Source organism: Streptomyces cathayae (assembly GCF_029760955.1).
Taxonomy (GTDB): Bacteria; Actinomycetota; Actinomycetes; order Streptomycetales; family Streptomycetaceae; genus Streptomyces; species Streptomyces cathayae.
This window is the reverse complement of record NZ_CP121682.1, coordinates 6114513-6129894: the sequence shown is the minus strand read 5'-3', so window position 1 is coordinate 6129894 and position 15382 is coordinate 6114513. Positions and strand designations below refer to the sequence as shown.

Sequence of the window (15382 nt, the reverse complement as noted above, 5' to 3'; positions counted from 1 at the left end):
ATCCTTCCGTCAGAGAGCCTCGGGAACGTCGGCGAGCTCTACCAGACCCCGCCAGATCTCCGCCGTGACCCGGACCGCTTCGTCCGGGTCTCCGGCCGCGCAGGCCTCGATCAGCCGTTCGTGCAGCCCGGCGGAACGGCAGGTGCCGCCCTCGCCGAAGCGCTGCCGTTCCAGCCGGCGGATGAGGGGCGTGTAGCGGGCGGCGGTCGCGGCGGCGGCGCGGTTGCCGCTCACCCGTACGAGTACGTCGTGCAGTTCGTCGTCGGCGCGCAGCGCGCCGTCCACGTCACCGGCCCGTACGGCGGCGGCGAACCGCTCGTTGGCGGCACGCATGAGGTCCACGTCGGCCTCGCGCAGCCGCGGTACGGCGACGCGGGTGACCAGTTCGTGCATGGCGCCGACGACGGCCGCCGCGTCCTGGACGTCACCGGCCACCAGGGGGGTCACGCGGGTGTAGCTCTGCGGCTTGCTCTCCAGCAGCCCCTCGTCGACCAGCCGCGAGAACGCCTCGCGCACCGGTGCGCGGGACAGCCCGAGCCGCTCGGCGAGCTCGGCGTCCCGCACCACCGCCCCGGGTTCGATCTCCCCGGCCACGATGGCGTCCCGGATCGCTTCGTGGGCACGCTCCCTGAGCAGGGTGCGCCGTACGGGTCGCATGGCCTCCATGACTGAAATGTTAGATGTCAGTAAGCGCGCCGACAAGACCGTGGGCCGGCCTCCCCGGGGACCGGCTCAGACGGCCCACGGCCAGTCGGCGTCCCGCCCGGCCTCGAGCAGCGGGACCATGCGGAAAGCGGCGTCCGACAGGCCGCCGAAGGTGTGCCGGTTCGCCGTGCCCGACGGGCCGTGGCCCGCACGGTATCCGGCGAGGTTCCAGGTGTAGACCGGCACATCGGCCGGGACCTGCTCGGTCGGGTCGCCGTGCCGGCTGTGGGTGTACTGCTCGTCGGTGACGATCAGCACCCGGTCGTGCCGCTCGTAGTGCCGGCGCACCGCCCCGGTGGTGTCGGTGCCGCCGAGGTCGCCGAACCGGCCGAGGATCTTCAGCACCGCCTCGCCCCGGCGGAACGGCACCGGCTTGCTCGTCGAGCCGAACTCGACGAGGTCCGCCTTCGCGGCCCGCAGCGCGAGCGCCGTGCCGAAGACCGCCGCCGCGTCCGCGCGGGTCAGCTCGGAGCGGTCCGACATCCGTGAGGAGAACATCGAGCCCGAGCGGTCGACGAGCACCAGGGTGCGGCCGGGCATCGCGGGCACGTTGGCCAGCGAGTGACCGAGCGCCCGCTCCAGCGGGTACGACCAGCGCGGCGACGGCGCGTGCCGGTACGCGGCGAGGTACCGGAAGGGGAACTGCCGCGACTTCGCGACCTCCGCCGGGTCGGCGAGGCGGTCGGCGACCCGCGCGGCGACCTCGTCGGACACCCCCGCCTCGTCGAAGTTCCGCAGGTTCCGCACCAGGGCCATCGTGCCCATGGACGGGATCATGGCCTCCCAGGCCGCCTTGTCCATCGGCCCCTGCAGCCAGCCCGCCAGCGCCTCCCAGGTGATGCCCGCGGCGGCGAGCCGCTCGGCTCCGTCGGGTGCGGTGACGACCGCGCGCCGCTCCTCGACGGGCAGCGCCATCAGCTCGTGGTGCGCGGTGAGGACACGGTTCGGGGCGGGCGGAACCGCGGTGTCCGGGTTGTGCCGGCGGTCGAGGGCGTACCGGAACAGTTCGCCCTGCCACGGCTTGTCCGGGTCGGGGGCCGCGTGCACCAGGTTGAGGATGTCGCCGAAGCGGTAGCCCTTGGAGGCGGTGTCGTACTTCAGCAGGGCCTTGCCGCCGTAGAGCCGCCGTACGGCGTCGGCGACACCTCGCTTGACCGGCTTCGGGACGTTCCGGCCGTACATCGCGGTCCAGTAGGCGAGCAGTTCGCCGGGCTCGTCGGGCCGCCGCAGCACGGAGTCCACGACCTGCCGGTTCGACGGGCCGCCGGTCACGCCGGCGTCGAGGCGGGCCTTGACGTACTCGGCGGCGCCCACGATCGAGGCGGTCCGCAGGTTTCCCTCGCCGCGCAGCCAGCCGAGCAGCCCGGCCGTCCAGGACGGGTCGCTCACGGCGAGCTCGCGCACGAGCTTCGCGAACCGGTCGTCACGGTCGTCGCCGGCCTCGTAGAAGGTCCGCTGCGTCACGAGGTGGGAGACGGCGAGCAGGAAGAGTTCGGAGCGCGGCTCCCGCTCGCGCCCACGGCCGCCCTCGTACGTACGCAGCACGCGGCCGGTCGACGTCACGCGCGACGCCGACTGTGCCTTGGCGGCCCGGGTGTTGAATCGCGCCATGGTGAATTCCCCCGAATTCATTTCCGTTCCGGAGGGAGGCACGACAAAGGAGGGTGCCCGAGAAACGAGGCGGCCGCGGAACAAGTCAGGCGCGTCTTCCACTTCCGCCACACCGGCCCGAAGCCGATGACGGGATTCGAACCCGCAATGAACCCGATCCGAGAAGTACCCGCTGCCTGCGCACCGGGCACCCACCAGATGCCGCGCCTCCCGAGATCAAGTCGGCGGCGGCCTGGATTCGATCACAACGAAGGAACCTTCGCCCGCGCACCGGGAGGTGCATGAAGTTGTGGTGTCCAGAGATCAAGGCCGGCGGAACCGACGATGGTGCTCTGACCCCTGAGCTACACCGGCGTGTTGTGCCGGTGACGGGACTCGAACCCGTGACCGCCCCATTATGAGTGGAAGTAGGTCCTGCCTTCGCACCTGGACGTGCATCACTCTAAAAGGGCGACCCTCGGTCGGGCGAGCGAATTAACTACCGGCGCTTCTGCCGCTTCCAGGGGCCGGTGACGGCGAGCAGGATGCCCGGTTCCTGGATGTTGGTGTACAGGGTCCTTCCGTCGGGCGAGAAGGTGACGCCGGTGAACTCGCTGAACTCCGGCTCCTGTTCGGTGCCGATGTTCAGTTCGTTGCGGGCGATGGGGTAGGTGCGTCCGCTGTCGGTGGCGCCGAACAGGTGCTGCACGCCGTCGCCGTCCTCGGCGATGACCAGCCCGCCGTACGGGGAGACGGTGATGTTGTCGGGGCCGTCGAAGGCGCCTTCCTTGCCGGGGTCGGGGTTCACGCCGAGCAGGACCTTGAGGGTCAGGGTGCGGCGCCGGGGGTCGTAGAACCAGACCTGGCCGTCGTGCTGGACGGGGCTCTCCTCACGGGCGTACGAGGAGACGAAGTACGCCCCGCCGTCGCCCCACCACATGCCCTCCAGCTTGCGGCCCCGGGTGATCTCACCGGGCCCGAACTGCTCGCGCACGGAGACGGTCCGCGCGTCGCGGTCCGGTACGTCGACCCAGTCGACGCCGTACACCGTGCCGGTCCTGGTGGCGCGGGAGAGGTCGTCGACGAACCGGCCGCCGGAGTCGTAGCACTTGGGCGCCTGGAGGACGCCCGCGTCGTCGGCGAGGGTGCGGAACCTGCCGGGGCCGTGGCGGAAGTCCTCGGGCGGACTCCAGCGGAAGAACAGGCCGTTGGGCTCGTCGGCGTCCTCGGTGAGGTAGGCGTGGCCGCGCCTGGGGTCGATGACGACGGCCTCGTGGTCGTAACGGCCGAAGAACTTCAGCGGCTTGGGGTCGCGGTTGGCGCGCCGGTCGGCCGGGTCGACCTCGAAGACGTAGCCGTGGTCCTTGGTCATGCCGTTCTCGCCGGCCCGGTCGGAGTTCTCCTCGCAGGTGAGCCAGGTGTCCCAGGGGGTGCTGCCGCCCGCGCAGTTGTCGGCGGTGCCGGCGATGCCGACCCACTCGGCGACGCTGCCGTCGGGGCGCACCTCGACGACCGTGCAGCCGCCGGGGGCGCCCGGGTCGTAGACGAGGCCCTCGGCGAGCGGGACGGGGAACTCCGCCTCGTCGCGCGGGCCGTCGATCTCGTGGTTGTTGACCAGGAGGGTGGTGCCGCGCGGGCCGGGGAAGGCGGCCGTGCCGTCGTGCTCGGCCGGGGTGAACTCGCCGGTCTCGAGCCTGGTCCTGCCCGTGTACGTGAGGATGCGGTACGAGAAGCCGGCGGGCAGGGCGAGGATGCCGTCGGGGTCGGGGACCAGGGGGCCGTAGCCGACCGTGGGGTGGTGCCGCCGGGCCTGCTCCCGGTCCTCTCCCACGCTCTCGGCGTCGTGGGACGCGAGGGCGTGGGGTGCGGAGGCGAGGGCGCCGACGCTGCCCACCAGTGCGACACCGGCACCGGCGACCGCGGATGTTCTGGTGAAGTCCCTGCGGGTGAGCGACATGGAGTCTCCTGTGGCGGTGAGTTGCCGTGAGGACCGGCCTCGTACACCGTCACGCTTCCGCCCACGCCTGAACGCCGATTGAACTCCGCGGGGCATCCCGGCCACCGCTTCGGTGAACCGCACGGGGCCGTCCGGCCCCGCACGTGCTCCAAGGCCCCCGAGTGGGAACCCTCAACCCCCGTGCTGCGAGCGGGCCTTGAAGGCTGCCTTGCGGGCCTCCTTGGCGATCTTCTTGTCCGGGTGCAGCCGGCCCATCGCCTCCAGCACCTCCGCCGTGGCCGGGTGCTCCACCCGCCAGGCCGTGGCGAAGAAGCCGCTGTGCTGGCGGGCCAGTCCCTCCACCAGGGCCCGCAGTTCCTCGGAGTTGCCCTCGGCGGCGAGCTGCGCGGCGACCGTGTCGACGGTCAGCCAGAAGATCATCGCCTCGGAGGGCGGCGGGACGTCGGCGGCCCCGTGCTCGGTCAGCCACACCCGGGCCAGCCCGCCGAGTTCCGCGTCGTCGAGCACCTCCCGCAGGGCGGGCTCGGCCGAGAGGCCGACCAGCGACAGCGCCTGCTGGCACTGCAGCCGCCGCAGCGGGGCGCTCTTGTCGCTCCCGCGCGCCGCGGCCAGCAACTCCCGTGCCGCGGCCAGCGGTTCACGCCGGGCGAGCCACTGTTCGGTCTCCGCGTGAGCCGCCGACGGCGGGAACACGGCCGTACCGTCGAGCAGCGCGTCGGCACCCTTGTCCGCGAGGTCCCCGACCGCCGGTGCCTCGAACCCGGCCTCCAGCAGCCGGGCCCGCAGCCCGTACAGCCCGAGCGGGGTCAGCCGCACCACGCCGTAGCGGGAGACGTCGGTGTCGTCCTGCGGCTCCGCGGACTCCACGGACTCTGCAGGATCCACAGACTCTTCATCGGTCTCGACCAACAGCGTCTCGTCGACCGGCTGGTACTCCACGAGTCCGACCGGCGCCAGCATGCGGAACTGGTCGTCCAGCCGCATCATCGCGTCGGACACCTGCCGCAGCACGTCGTCGGTGGGCTCCGGCATGTCGTCGGGGACGAGCGCGGACGCGGCCAGCGCGGGCAGCGGCACCGGTACCCCGGCGGGGCCTTCCTCACCGGCGGTCAGCAGGTAGAGGTTGCGGAGCACCCCGTCCAGGAACTCCGCCTCGGCCTCGGGGTTCCAGTCGAGTGAGGCGAGGTCGAGTTCGCCGGATCCGTCCCCGGCGGCGATGGCGTCGACGAGCCCCTCCAGGTCGGGCACGCTCGCGTCGGCGAGCACCGTCTCCAGGGCGGCGAGCCAGACCGTGAGGACGTCCTGCGGCGCGCCCCCGGCGAGCAGCGCGAGGTCGGCACCCGCGGTGACGGTGCCCTCCTCCTCGTCGACCACGTCGACGAGCCCGGCGTCCACGGCGACCCGCCACGCCTCACCGGCGTCGGCGGCGGCCTCCTCCCCGCTCAGCCCGAGCACCTCGGCCGCCGCGGGCAGCTGCGCGTCGACGAGCCCGCCACCGGCGTCGACCCGGGTCTCGGGTCCGGCCCAGCGGGCGAGTCGGACCGCCCGGGACAGCAACGGCGTGGACAGTGCTTCACGCGCCAGCTCCGCGTCGGGGTGCAGTCGCGCCGGCGGCAGGGTGGAGCTGTCTGACATCGGCTGTTTCTCCTAGGTGCTGTCCTCGGCGCCTCATGTGGCTCAACCGCTCAGCCTAGACGGATTTCCCCCCCAAGCCGCCCGCTTCACCTCTCCTTCAGCCGCCGTACATGGCTGGAACCTTGACAAGTGGCCTGGCCAGGCTGGAGATTGACGCGCGTAGAAAACGGCGGACGGTCGCGCACCGGGCCTGCACGCCCCGTACACCCCGTACACCCCGCACGCCCCGCACGTCACATCTGCCACCCTCGCCCCGGCACTCATCACGTTTCCCGGAGGGAATCCGTTGCCGAGCAAGTCGTCCGCGCGCCTCGCCGCGCTCACCGTCGCCGCCGTGTGCGCGGCGTCCGCCGTCACCCTCGCCTCGCCCGCGCACGCGGAGTCCGTGCGCATCCACGACATCCAGGGCGACACCCGGATATCGCCGTACGCCGGACAGCAGGTCACCGACGTGACCGGAATCGTCACCGGCATCCGCACCTACGGCTCGTCCCGCGGCTTCTGGATCCAGGACCCGAACCCGGACGCCGACCCGGCCACCAGCGAGGGCGTCTTCGTCTTCACCGGTTCGACCCCCCAGGGGGTCGCCGTCGGCGACGCCGTCACGGTCTCCGGCACGGTCACGGAGTTCGTCCCCGGCGGTACGGCCTCCGGCAACCAGTCGCTGACGGAGATCACCCGGCCCACGGTCACCGTCGTCTCCCGCGGCAACCCGGTCCCGGCCGCCACCAGGATCGACGCGCGGTCCGTACCCGCCGCCTACACCCCGGCCGGCGACCCCGCCGCGAACGGCTCGGTCAACGCACTCCCGCTGCGCCCCGACCGGTACGCCCTGGACCTCTACGAGTCCCTGGAGGGCATGAACGTCCAGGTCTCCGACGCCCGGGTGGTCGGCGCCACCGACCCGTACACCGAACTCTGGGTCACCGTGAAGCCGTGGGAGAACCGCACCCTGCGCGGCGGCACGGTCTACGGCTCCTACGACGACCGGAACACCGGCCGCCTGCAGATCCAGTCCCTGGGCCGGGCCGCGGACTTCCCCGACGCGAACGTCGGCGACACCCTCGCCGGCACCACCGCGGGCCCGCTGGACTTCAACCAGTTCGGCGGCTACACGCTCGTGGCGGGCGAACTCGGCACGCTGAAGAGCAAGGACCAGCGGCGCGAGTCCACCCGCCGGCAGCACACCGGTGAACTGGCGATCGCCACCTACAACGTGGAGAACCTCGACCCGTCCGACGGCACCTTCGCCGCGCACGCCGACGCGATCGTGCGCCACCTGAGGTCGCCTGACATCGTCTCCCTGGAGGAGATCCAGGACAACAACGGTTCCACCGACGACGGCACGGTCGCCGCCGACGAGACGGTGGCCGGGCTGATCGACGCGATCGAGGCGGCCGGCGGCCCGCGCTACGACTGGCGCTCCGTCGACCCGGCGGACAAGGCCGACGGCGGCGAACCGGGCGGCAACATCCGCCAGGTGTTCCTCTTCGACCCGGAGCGGGTCTCCTTCACCGACCGCGCGGGCGGCGACGCCACCACGGCCGTCGGCGTCGCCAAGGTGCGCGGCAAGGCGGCCCTGACGCACTCCCCCGGCCGGATCGATCCGACGTCCCATGCCTTCGAGAACAGCCGCAAGCCGCTGGCCGGCGAGTTCGTCTTCCGCGGCCGCACGGTCATCGTGATCGCCAACCACTTCGCCTCCAAGGGCGGCGACCAGAGCCTGACCTCGCAGTACCAGCCGCCGTCGCGCGGCTCCGAGACCCAGCGCCACCTCCAGGCGAAGGCGGTCCACGACTTCACCGCGAAGGTCCTCAAGACCCAGAAGAACGCGGACGTCGTCGTCCTGGGCGACATCAACGACTTCGAGTTCTCCACCACGACCAAGATCCTCGAGGGCCGGGACACTCTCTGGTCAGCCGTCAAGTCCCTCCCCAGGAGCGAGCGTTACTCCTACGTCTACCAGGGCAACAGCCAGGTCCTGGACCAGATCCTGATCAGCCCGTCGATCCGCCGCGGCGGCACGTTCTCGTACGACAGCGTGCACATCAACGCCGAGTTCCACGACCAGATCAGCGACCACGACCCACAGATCCTGCGCTTCCGCCCGTAGGGCGTGCACCCGCGTCGAGGGTCGGCCGGACGCTCCCGTCCGGCCGGCCCCGGCCGTGCCCGCCCGAATCCGCGGCGCTTCCGGTCCGCAGTCAGTGCGCCCCGCGCCGCCGCAGCACCGCCATCCCGGCCGTCGCGGCCAGCCCGGCCGCCGCTCCCCCGGCGACCATCACCGGCCACGGCTTCCGTGTTCCGGCCCGCCGGACCTGGGTGGCGCTGCTCCGCAGCTGCACGGTCATCGCACCGGCCTTGTCGCGCAGGTCGTCCACGCGGGCCAGCGCATGCCCCTTGACATCCATCTTTCCGGCCAGCTCCTCGACGGTGTCGCCGAGTTCGTGCCGGGTCCGCTCGATCTCCTGCCGCAGTTCGTCCGGCCCCTTGGCTCCGCGGGCGGCGGCGTCCTGCTCGACCCCGGGCTCGATGTGGGAACCGGAACCGGAATCCACCGCCCGCGCAGGCGGGTTCGCCCCGTTCACATCCCGCGTCATCGGTGCGCCCTCCCCTTGATCTCCTCCACGTCGGCCTTCACGCTGCCCAGCGTCTGTTCCGGGGCGGCCGGCGTGGCCTTCTTGAGCTCGGCCCGGCCGAGCGCTGCCAGCACGGCGGCGATCACGAACAGCACGGCCGTGATGATCAGCGCCGCCGCCCACACCGGCAGGACGAGAGAGAGTGCGGCACCACCGGTGAAAGCCGTCGCCAGCAGGCCGGCGTAGGCGAAGGCGCCCGCGGCGCCCAGCATGCCGCCGCCGCGTCCGGCCCGGCGGCCCTTCTCGGCCAGCTCCACCTTGGCCAGGGCCACTTCCTGCCGCACCAGCCGGGAGACCTGCTCGGTGGCCTGTCCGACGAGTTCGCCCACGCTGTGCCCGTCATGGCTGTATTCGGCGCGGCTGCCGCTGCCGCGGCTGCGCGTGTCGCGAACCCGCGGTTGTTCGATGGTTGCGGTCACGGTGTTCCGCCTCCTCTCGGTCGGGTGTCTTCCGAGTACCCGGAGCGCGAGGTGCCTATCCTGAGCGCCATCCCTTACTGATGCTTATCAATAAAGGACAGAAGATTTAAGTGGAGGTACACGGTGGTCGAGCGGAGACTACTCCCATGACCCCATCGACGCCTCCCTTCGGCCGCGCCCTGTGCGCCATGGTCACGCCGTTCACCCCTGCCGGTGCCCTGGACCTGGACGGTGCCGCGCGTCTGGCCGACCACCTGGTGAGCCACGGCTGCGACGGCCTGGTGCTGTCCGGTACTACGGGCGAGTCCCCGACCACGACGGACGCCGAGAAGTCCGCCCTCGTCACGGCCGTACGGGAGGCGGTGGGCGATCGCGCCTCGATCGTCGCCGGTGTCGGCACCGCCGACACCGCGCACACCGCCGACCTCGCCCGTGAGGCCGAGCGGGCGGGCGCCGACGGTCTCCTGGTCGCCACCCCGTACTACAGCCGCCCGCCGCAGGACGCGATCGAGGCGCACTTCCACGAGGTCGCGGACGCCACTGGCCTCCCCCTGATCCTGTACGACATCCCGGCCCGCACGGGCACCCGCATCGAGCCGGACACGATGCTACGGCTCGCCGAGCATCCCCGGATCGTGGCGGTGAAGGACTGCTCGTACGACTTCCTGGCCGCCCAGAAGATCCTCTCCCGCACGGATCTCGCCTACTACGCGGGCTGCGACGAGCACATCCTCGCCCTGTACGCGGTCGGCGGCTCCGGCTACGTCAGTACGGTCGCGAACGTGGTCCCGGACCACCTGCGCTCCGTCCTGGACGCGTTCGACGCCGACGAGACCACTCGCGCGGCCGACCTCCAGCAGCGGGCCACCCCCCTCATCGAGGCGATGATGGCGAACGGCCTCCCCGGCACGGTCACCACCAAGGCCCTCCTCACCGCCCTCTCCCTCCCCGCAGGCCCACCCCGCCCACCTCTACGCCCCGCATCCCCCGAGGCGTCCGCCACCCTCAGGTCCCTCCACGAGGCCCTGACCACAGCCTGCCCCCCGCCACCAGCGCAGCTCCGCCCGGAGTTCAGTCCCGCGCCGGACGCAGGACGAGGCACACGAAACCCAGCACGTCCCGGTAGACACGCAGCCATTGGTCGCGATGAGTGGTAGCCGCCTCGAGCGCCTGGGCGCTGTCCGGATCATCGGGATGGTCCAGGGCCCATGAGGCCAGCGACCCTGTCCAGGCCCACTCGTAGTCGTCGAGTTCCTGACGGGAGCTGATATGTCCCTGGACAGGCGTCCACCCGTCCGCGGCGATCCGGTCCAGCGTGGTCGGCAGGTCGGCGAGGTCCCCGAACAGCTCGACGGCCTCGGGAGAGGGCTCGCGGTCCCAGAACCCGTCACCGACCAGAACGCATCCCCCGGGAGCCAGGTGCTCACGCGCCGCCGCGAGAGTGGGGAGCAGGCCACCGAAAGCGTGCGTGGCTCCCACACAGAGCACCAGGTCGAAGGCGTGGGAGGCGACGAAACGCGCAGCGTCCTGATGGTGGAGGGTCAGGCGGTCGTCCACTCCGAGCCGCCGCGCGGCCTGACGCGCGTGCGCCAGCGAGCTCTTGGAGATGTCGACGCCCTCGGCCCGCAGCCGCGGCTGCACGGCCAGGGCCCGCAGGAGCCACTCTCCGCCGCCGCAGCCGAGGTCGAGTACACGCCCGGCACCGCGTGAGAGACCACGTTCCAGCAGTCGGCGCACCGAGTCGTCGTCGAGCGGGGCTGCGATCGGATGGTCCGCATGAGCACGCCTGGAGATCTGTTCCCGGTCCACGGGCGGAGCCTGACACGGCGGCGATGCACACGCACCTGATTTCCGCCCGGCCCCCGGACCGGAAACCGGATTCGGCCATCCTCACACCGTTCCCCGCGAGGGGGTCATCGCGACGACCCATCGGGTTCTGGCACCTCCACCTGCCGCGCCGTCTGCCGGCCGGTCGCGTACCTGGCGCCCGCCGCCAGCAGTACGGAGGCCGTCGCCCAGGTGACGACGAGGCCGTTGAGCCACGCATAGCTTCCGGAACTCGGGTACGTCGTCCCGTCGTCCCGGACGCAGTCGAAAGCCGGTGGCAGATACGAGGCACGGTGGCCGACGAGTCCCTCCACAAGGTGGGGAGCGGCGTTGCGACAGGCGGGCGCGGGGGAGGAATCGGTACCGGACCGGGACTCGTGGTCGGAGGCCTGCACAGAGCCGAGTGCCAGGACCAGGAGGACGACCGCCGCTGCCGCCGCCATGCCGGCGCCCCAACGCAGCAGCCGCACGCCCCAGTCGGGCGGCCGGCCCGGCAGGACGACGGACACCAGTTTGACGATCACCGCGATGCCCCAGACGGGGACGGTGAACAGGGCCGCGAAGGCCAGCAGGACGAACACGTTCCGGGCACCTTCCGTCGATCGAGCGAACAGACGTACGGACGTACAGACGCCGGAGCCGGCCCAGCCGTTCTCCTCCCGGACCTCTCGGTCGAGGCAGGCGGCCGGGGTCAGTCGGTGGTGAGGCCGTCGATCAGGCGGCCTCGGCCAGGCTCTCGTCATGACAGGCTGACGCCACCGCCTGGCACAAGCCCTGCCCGGGCCCGGTGGGTGGGAGCGTCACCCGCCGCTCATCAGAGCTCCCGCGGCCCGTACATCGCACGGTCGGCGTCGACTTGAAGGGCCCAATAGCGGTCGCCGTAGGACCAGTGCCACCACTCGGTGGGATAATTCGCCAGACCCACAGCGGTCAGTGCGTCACCGAGCACCCGCCGGTTGGCCCGCGCCTCGGAGCCGACTCCGCCGGCGTCCGTGTAACAGGCACCGTCACTCTCCTCCGGGCTGGCGTTCACCCGGGTTCCCATGTCGAGTTCGCTCCCGTCGGCGGAGATCAAAGTGAGGTCTACTGCGGCGCCGGCACTGTGCGGCGCGATCTCCGGTGGCGAAACGTACCGGCTCGCGGCCTCTCGAATCTGCTTCGGTGACCAGTCCGGACGGTCGGCTCGCAGATGGTCGGCGTACCGCTCGAAGTAAAAGCGCTGCAACGCGGGCGGCCTGTATCCCTCGACGAACAGCAGAAGCACGCCGCCCGGGAGCAATTGCTGTGCCGTGAGAAGTCGGGTCAGGACCCCTTCCCGCAGATGCGCGAACGCCCCTGATTGGTCGGCCTTACGGGAGTCGACGGCGAGGGATCCCTGGAGCCGGACATCGACAAGCGGTTCGCCGCAGTCGACCACCGGGATCGCCGCGATCTTCGGATCCGACATGAGCACGATCTCGTTCATACGCTGATCATTGCCGCCTACTCCGCTCAACGGTGATGCCCCTGCTCACCCTTGACCAGAAGCCGTCGGCCCGTCAGTTCTCCACGGGCCACCCGGTGATCACCACAGGCCGTGATCTACTTCTGGTCACGATGCCGAACGACGAGAAGCCGAGGTTATGGCCGATCACTGCTGCGAGGCGATGACCAACCGTGTGAACGTGTGCTGCGACCAGCACGATGACCCCTTCGCCTGCCCGGACGCACTGGTCGACTTCAGCGCCAAGTTCCAGGAGTACGGGCTGATCATCCATGACGGCGGCACGTCGAGCATCACGATCAGCTTCTGCCCCTGGTGCGGACGACGCCTCCCCGCGTCGCAGCGGGATCGGTGGTTCGGCGAGCTGGAGCGCCGCGGGATCGATCCTTGGGAGGACGAGGTCCCTGCTGAATTCCAGGACGGCCGCTGGCTCGCCTCTCTGCGGCAGGATTGACTGCTCCCCTCCCTGAAGGGGGAGGGGATTCCTGGCTCAGGCGGCCTCCCGGAGCGGCGCTCCGGGAGGTCTTGTGCCCTCGACACCAGTCGGGTCCAGACCTGCCCGGAGGAGCATCACGCGGGCGGAGTTCTTGTCTCTGGGAGACACGGCTCCGCACGCGGTGCAGGTGTAGGTACGTTCCGACAGCGGCAGGGCGTGCTTGGCTCTCGCTCCGCACCTGGCGCAGTCCATGGTGGTGTGCGCAGGATGTACGAGCCGTACATCCCGGGCGTGTTTGCGGCCCATGTCGATCAGGGCCTGTTTGGTGGCGCCGATCGCGGCATCGGCCGCCTTGCGCGCCATCGTGGTCCTGGTGAGGAACTTCGGCCGGAAGTCCTCCACCGCGATCACATCGTGGTCGCGCACGACCTTCTTGGCCCACTTGCGGGCGGTGTCCTGCCGCTGTCGGGCGATCTTGGCGTAGGTCTTCGCCCGCCACTTCTTCGCCTCCCGGTACCCCTTCGACGCAGGCTGCCCCTTCGCCGGTTTGCGGCGGGCCATCATCCGGTCGTAGCGGGACAGCTTCTGCTGCGCCTTGAAGCCGTGGCGGGGGTGGGGGAGGTCGTGGGCGTCGGAGGTGGTGGTGGCGGTCTCCCTCACTCCCCAGTCGATGCCGATCACCGCGCCGGTCTGCGGCAGCGCCTCGACCCGGGCGGGGGCGACGAACGAGGCATACCAGTGCCCGGCATGGTCGCGGTAGACCCGCACGCTCGACGGTTCGGCCGGCAGAGGACGCGACCAGACCACGGTCAGGACGATCCCGCCCGCCAGGTGCAGTCGCCCCTTTTTGAGGCGGAAGCCGCGCCGCGTGTAGTTCAGCGACGGATCACTCCCGCGCCGCTTCTTGTGCCGGGGCATCCCGGCCCGCCGCTTCTGCGGCAGCCGGTTCTTGATGTCCTTCAACGCTTTGCTACGGGAGGCGGCGAAGTCACGGATCGTCTGCTGCTGGGGAACACTCGCACCCTCACGGAGCCACAACGCCTTGGCGCGGACATCGGTGAGCATCCGATCGAGCCGCGCCGGACCGCAGGTCAGCCTGTCTCCGGGGTGCGCCTGATGGTGCACGTGCACCTGACGCGACTTGGCGACGCATTCGTTCCACAGCCACCGGCACCGTCCCCACTCCGCCTCCAGCCCCTCCTGGGCAGTGGCCGACACCCGCAACCGATACGTATACCGGGCACGCCCAGCGGTCTCCCCCATCACTCACCCCCCTCACCTCTGTTCCGGACAGCCGGTACCCGGCCAACTGACCGTACGTACGGGTCCCGCACACCCGCACACCTCTTCCACCCCTACCACCCCTACCAGCGAACAGGGGCACGCACGTTCGCGCCTCTCTCGGCTCCGCCGGGCGGCTTCCAGAGCACTCCGCGCCCAACCGGGGCGTGTCCGGCACACCATGCCGCGCACGAGGGGGCCGGCGCGCCCTCCCCACGCTCTTCGAGCAGGCGACCCCCATCGCCCTGCTCGCCCGCGCGGATGAGGCGCCGCCGTTTTCCTGCGATCTGACCCGCCGAGCAGGCCATGGGAAGCGGGGCCGGCCCTTGGCGGACCCGGCCCCGCTGACCCGACGGGGCGTCAGCCTGCCCAGACGTCGGCCTCGTCGGCCGGGACCGTGGTGGCCAGGCCCAGTTCCTTGCGGGCGGCGACCGACTCGTTCGGGTCGATGTCGGTGAACGCCGGTTCGTAGGCGGTGTAGAACGCGTCGGCGTCGGCGGCGTTCGCGGCCTTCTTCCAGTTGCCGGCCGCCTTCGTCAGCGTCGCGCGGAGCTTGCCGACCTCGGTGCCGTCGATGCCGTCCAGGCCCTTGACGTGCGTGTCGAGGGCGGCCGCGACGGCCTTGGCCTGCGCCTTGTAGCCGGCCAGGTCGTCCTCGACGGTGTCCTTCTCGGGCTGGTTCGCCCACAGGGCCTCGTAGACCGCGTTCGAGCCGTTGAGGTATGTGGTCTGCTCGGGCTTGAGGGACTTCACGGTGTCCAGCGAGCCCTTGAACGTGCTCTTCTCTGCGGTGTAGGTGCAGCTCACCGCGCGGTCACCCGTCGCCCAGCTCTCCTTGGTCGGGGTGTAGTAGTAGAGGTCGACGCCCTTGGGGAGCGCCCAGGTGTCCGGGGCGTACTTCTGCGCCTCGACCGGGCAGCGTTCGTCCGCGATCGCCGCGATCTCGTCGTCGCCGGGGTACTCCTTGCCCTCGTCGATCGCGAACTCGCCGACGACCTGGCCCTCGTGCGCCTCGTCGCAGGGCACGATCTCGACGGCGTACGCCTCCCCCTCGGCCTTGCCGTTCGGGTTGTAGCAGTCGCCGAGGTCCAGCGAGAACACCGAGCGCTGGCGAGCCACCTTCTTCGCGCCGTCCTTGGCGCTGTCGACGGCGTCGGAGACGTCCGAGCATCCCACCGCACCGACCGCGAGCAGGGCGACAACGGCGGACATGCCGCGAAGGGAGCGATACGGGGCGCGGATTGCCATGGCGTGTACATCCTCTTACATGATCTTCATAAATGTCGCACGCATCGTATGCCATCCCTGTGGCCCGGCCGCACGAAGGTCCTCACCTCATCGTGACGTCTCTGACTCGTGACGGACCGTGAGGGTCGTCTCCGAACTGCTCACAGGCGGGAGCCGGGCGCC

At 71.0% G+C, this 15382-nt stretch carries 14 protein-coding genes and 1 tRNA gene; 3 read left to right on the top strand and 12 right to left on the bottom strand.

Going from position 1 to position 15382, the window contains the following annotated elements:
• Nucleotides 1–9 precede the first annotated feature (9 nt).
• The 5 genes from PYS65_RS27960 to PYS65_RS27940 form a co-directional block, all read right to left on the bottom strand.
• The gene (locus tag PYS65_RS27960) at nt 10–666 is read right to left on the bottom strand and encodes a GntR family transcriptional regulator (protein ID WP_279336709.1); all 657 of its coding nucleotides are present in this window, start codon (nt 664–666) and stop codon (nt 10–12) included.
• A 66-nt stretch (nt 667–732) separates the two neighbouring features.
• On the bottom strand, nt 733–2316 hold the full coding sequence (locus PYS65_RS27955) for a TROVE domain-containing protein (protein ID WP_279336708.1): 1584 nt from the start codon (nt 2314–2316) through the stop codon (nt 733–735).
• A 360-nt stretch (nt 2317–2676) separates the two neighbouring features.
• Nucleotides 2677–2802: transfer RNA gene (locus tag PYS65_RS27950), tRNA-OTHER, on the bottom strand.
• A complete protein-coding gene (locus PYS65_RS27945) occupies nt 2795–4252 on the bottom strand; it encodes an alkaline phosphatase PhoX (protein WP_279336707.1) in 1458 nt (485 codons plus the stop codon). Before PYS65_RS27945 ends, PYS65_RS27950 begins: the two co-directional genes overlap by 8 nt.
• Before the next feature lie 171 nt (nt 4253–4423).
• Complete coding sequence (locus tag PYS65_RS27940) at nt 4424–5887, bottom strand: hypothetical protein (RefSeq protein WP_279336706.1); 1464 nt, start codon at nt 5885–5887, stop codon at nt 4424–4426.
• A 286-nt stretch (nt 5888–6173) separates the two neighbouring features.
• Here PYS65_RS27940 and PYS65_RS27935 point away from each other — a divergent pair, with 286 nt between their 5' ends.
• Nucleotides 6174–8000, top strand: coding sequence for an endonuclease/exonuclease/phosphatase family protein (locus tag PYS65_RS27935; protein WP_279336705.1), 1827 nt, complete (start codon nt 6174–6176; stop codon nt 7998–8000).
• 91 nt (nt 8001–8091) lie between these two features.
• Here the strand turns inward: PYS65_RS27935 and PYS65_RS27930 are convergent, their stop codons facing one another.
• Together PYS65_RS27930 and PYS65_RS27925 are read right to left on the bottom strand one after the other, a co-directional pair.
• The gene (locus tag PYS65_RS27930) at nt 8092–8487 is read right to left on the bottom strand and encodes a DUF3618 domain-containing protein (protein WP_279336704.1); all 396 of its coding nucleotides are present in this window, start codon (nt 8485–8487) and stop codon (nt 8092–8094) included.
• The gene (locus tag PYS65_RS27925; RefSeq protein ID WP_387038363.1) at nt 8484–8945 is read right to left on the bottom strand and encodes a phage holin family protein; all 462 of its coding nucleotides are present in this window, start codon (nt 8943–8945) and stop codon (nt 8484–8486) included. The genes PYS65_RS27930 and PYS65_RS27925 overlap by 4 nt, the downstream gene beginning before the upstream one ends.
• A gap of 146 nt (nt 8946–9091) precedes the next feature.
• Here PYS65_RS27925 and dapA point away from each other — a divergent pair, with 146 nt between their 5' ends.
• Nucleotides 9092–10102, top strand: a complete 1011-nt coding sequence (gene dapA, locus PYS65_RS27920; protein WP_279336703.1) for a 4-hydroxy-tetrahydrodipicolinate synthase — start codon at nt 9092–9094, stop codon at nt 10100–10102.
• Here dapA and PYS65_RS27915 read toward each other — a convergent pair.
• The 3 genes from PYS65_RS27915 to PYS65_RS27905 form a co-directional block, all read right to left on the bottom strand.
• Entirely contained in the window at nt 10017–10754 is a 738-nt protein-coding gene (locus PYS65_RS27915) for an SAM-dependent methyltransferase (RefSeq protein ID WP_279336702.1), read from the bottom strand. The genes dapA and PYS65_RS27915 overlap by 86 nt on opposite strands.
• Nucleotides 10755–10858: 104 nt before the next feature.
• On the bottom strand, nt 10859–11353 hold the full coding sequence (locus PYS65_RS27910) for a hypothetical protein (RefSeq protein WP_279336701.1): 495 nt from the start codon (nt 11351–11353) through the stop codon (nt 10859–10861).
• Nucleotides 11354–11586: 233 nt separating this feature from the next.
• Complete coding sequence (locus PYS65_RS27905; protein ID WP_279336700.1) at nt 11587–12237, bottom strand: M15 family metallopeptidase; 651 nt, start codon at nt 12235–12237, stop codon at nt 11587–11589.
• Nucleotides 12238–12394: 157 nt separating this feature from the next.
• Between PYS65_RS27905 and PYS65_RS27900 the strand changes: the two genes are divergently transcribed.
• Nucleotides 12395–12709 (top strand): DUF6980 family protein, encoded by a 315-nt coding sequence (locus PYS65_RS27900; RefSeq protein WP_279336699.1) that lies wholly within the window; start codon nt 12395–12397, stop codon nt 12707–12709.
• A 36-nt stretch (nt 12710–12745) separates the two neighbouring features.
• Here PYS65_RS27900 and PYS65_RS27895 read toward each other — a convergent pair whose 3' ends face one another.
• Together PYS65_RS27895 and PYS65_RS27890 are read right to left on the bottom strand one after the other, a co-directional pair.
• Nucleotides 12746–13954, bottom strand: a complete 1209-nt coding sequence (locus PYS65_RS27895; protein WP_279336698.1) for an RNA-guided endonuclease InsQ/TnpB family protein — start codon at nt 13952–13954, stop codon at nt 12746–12748.
• Nucleotides 13955–14332: 378 nt separating this feature from the next.
• The gene (locus PYS65_RS27890) at nt 14333–15220 is read right to left on the bottom strand and encodes a septum formation family protein (RefSeq protein ID WP_279336697.1); all 888 of its coding nucleotides are present in this window, start codon (nt 15218–15220) and stop codon (nt 14333–14335) included.
• Nucleotides 15221–15382 lie beyond the last annotated feature (162 nt).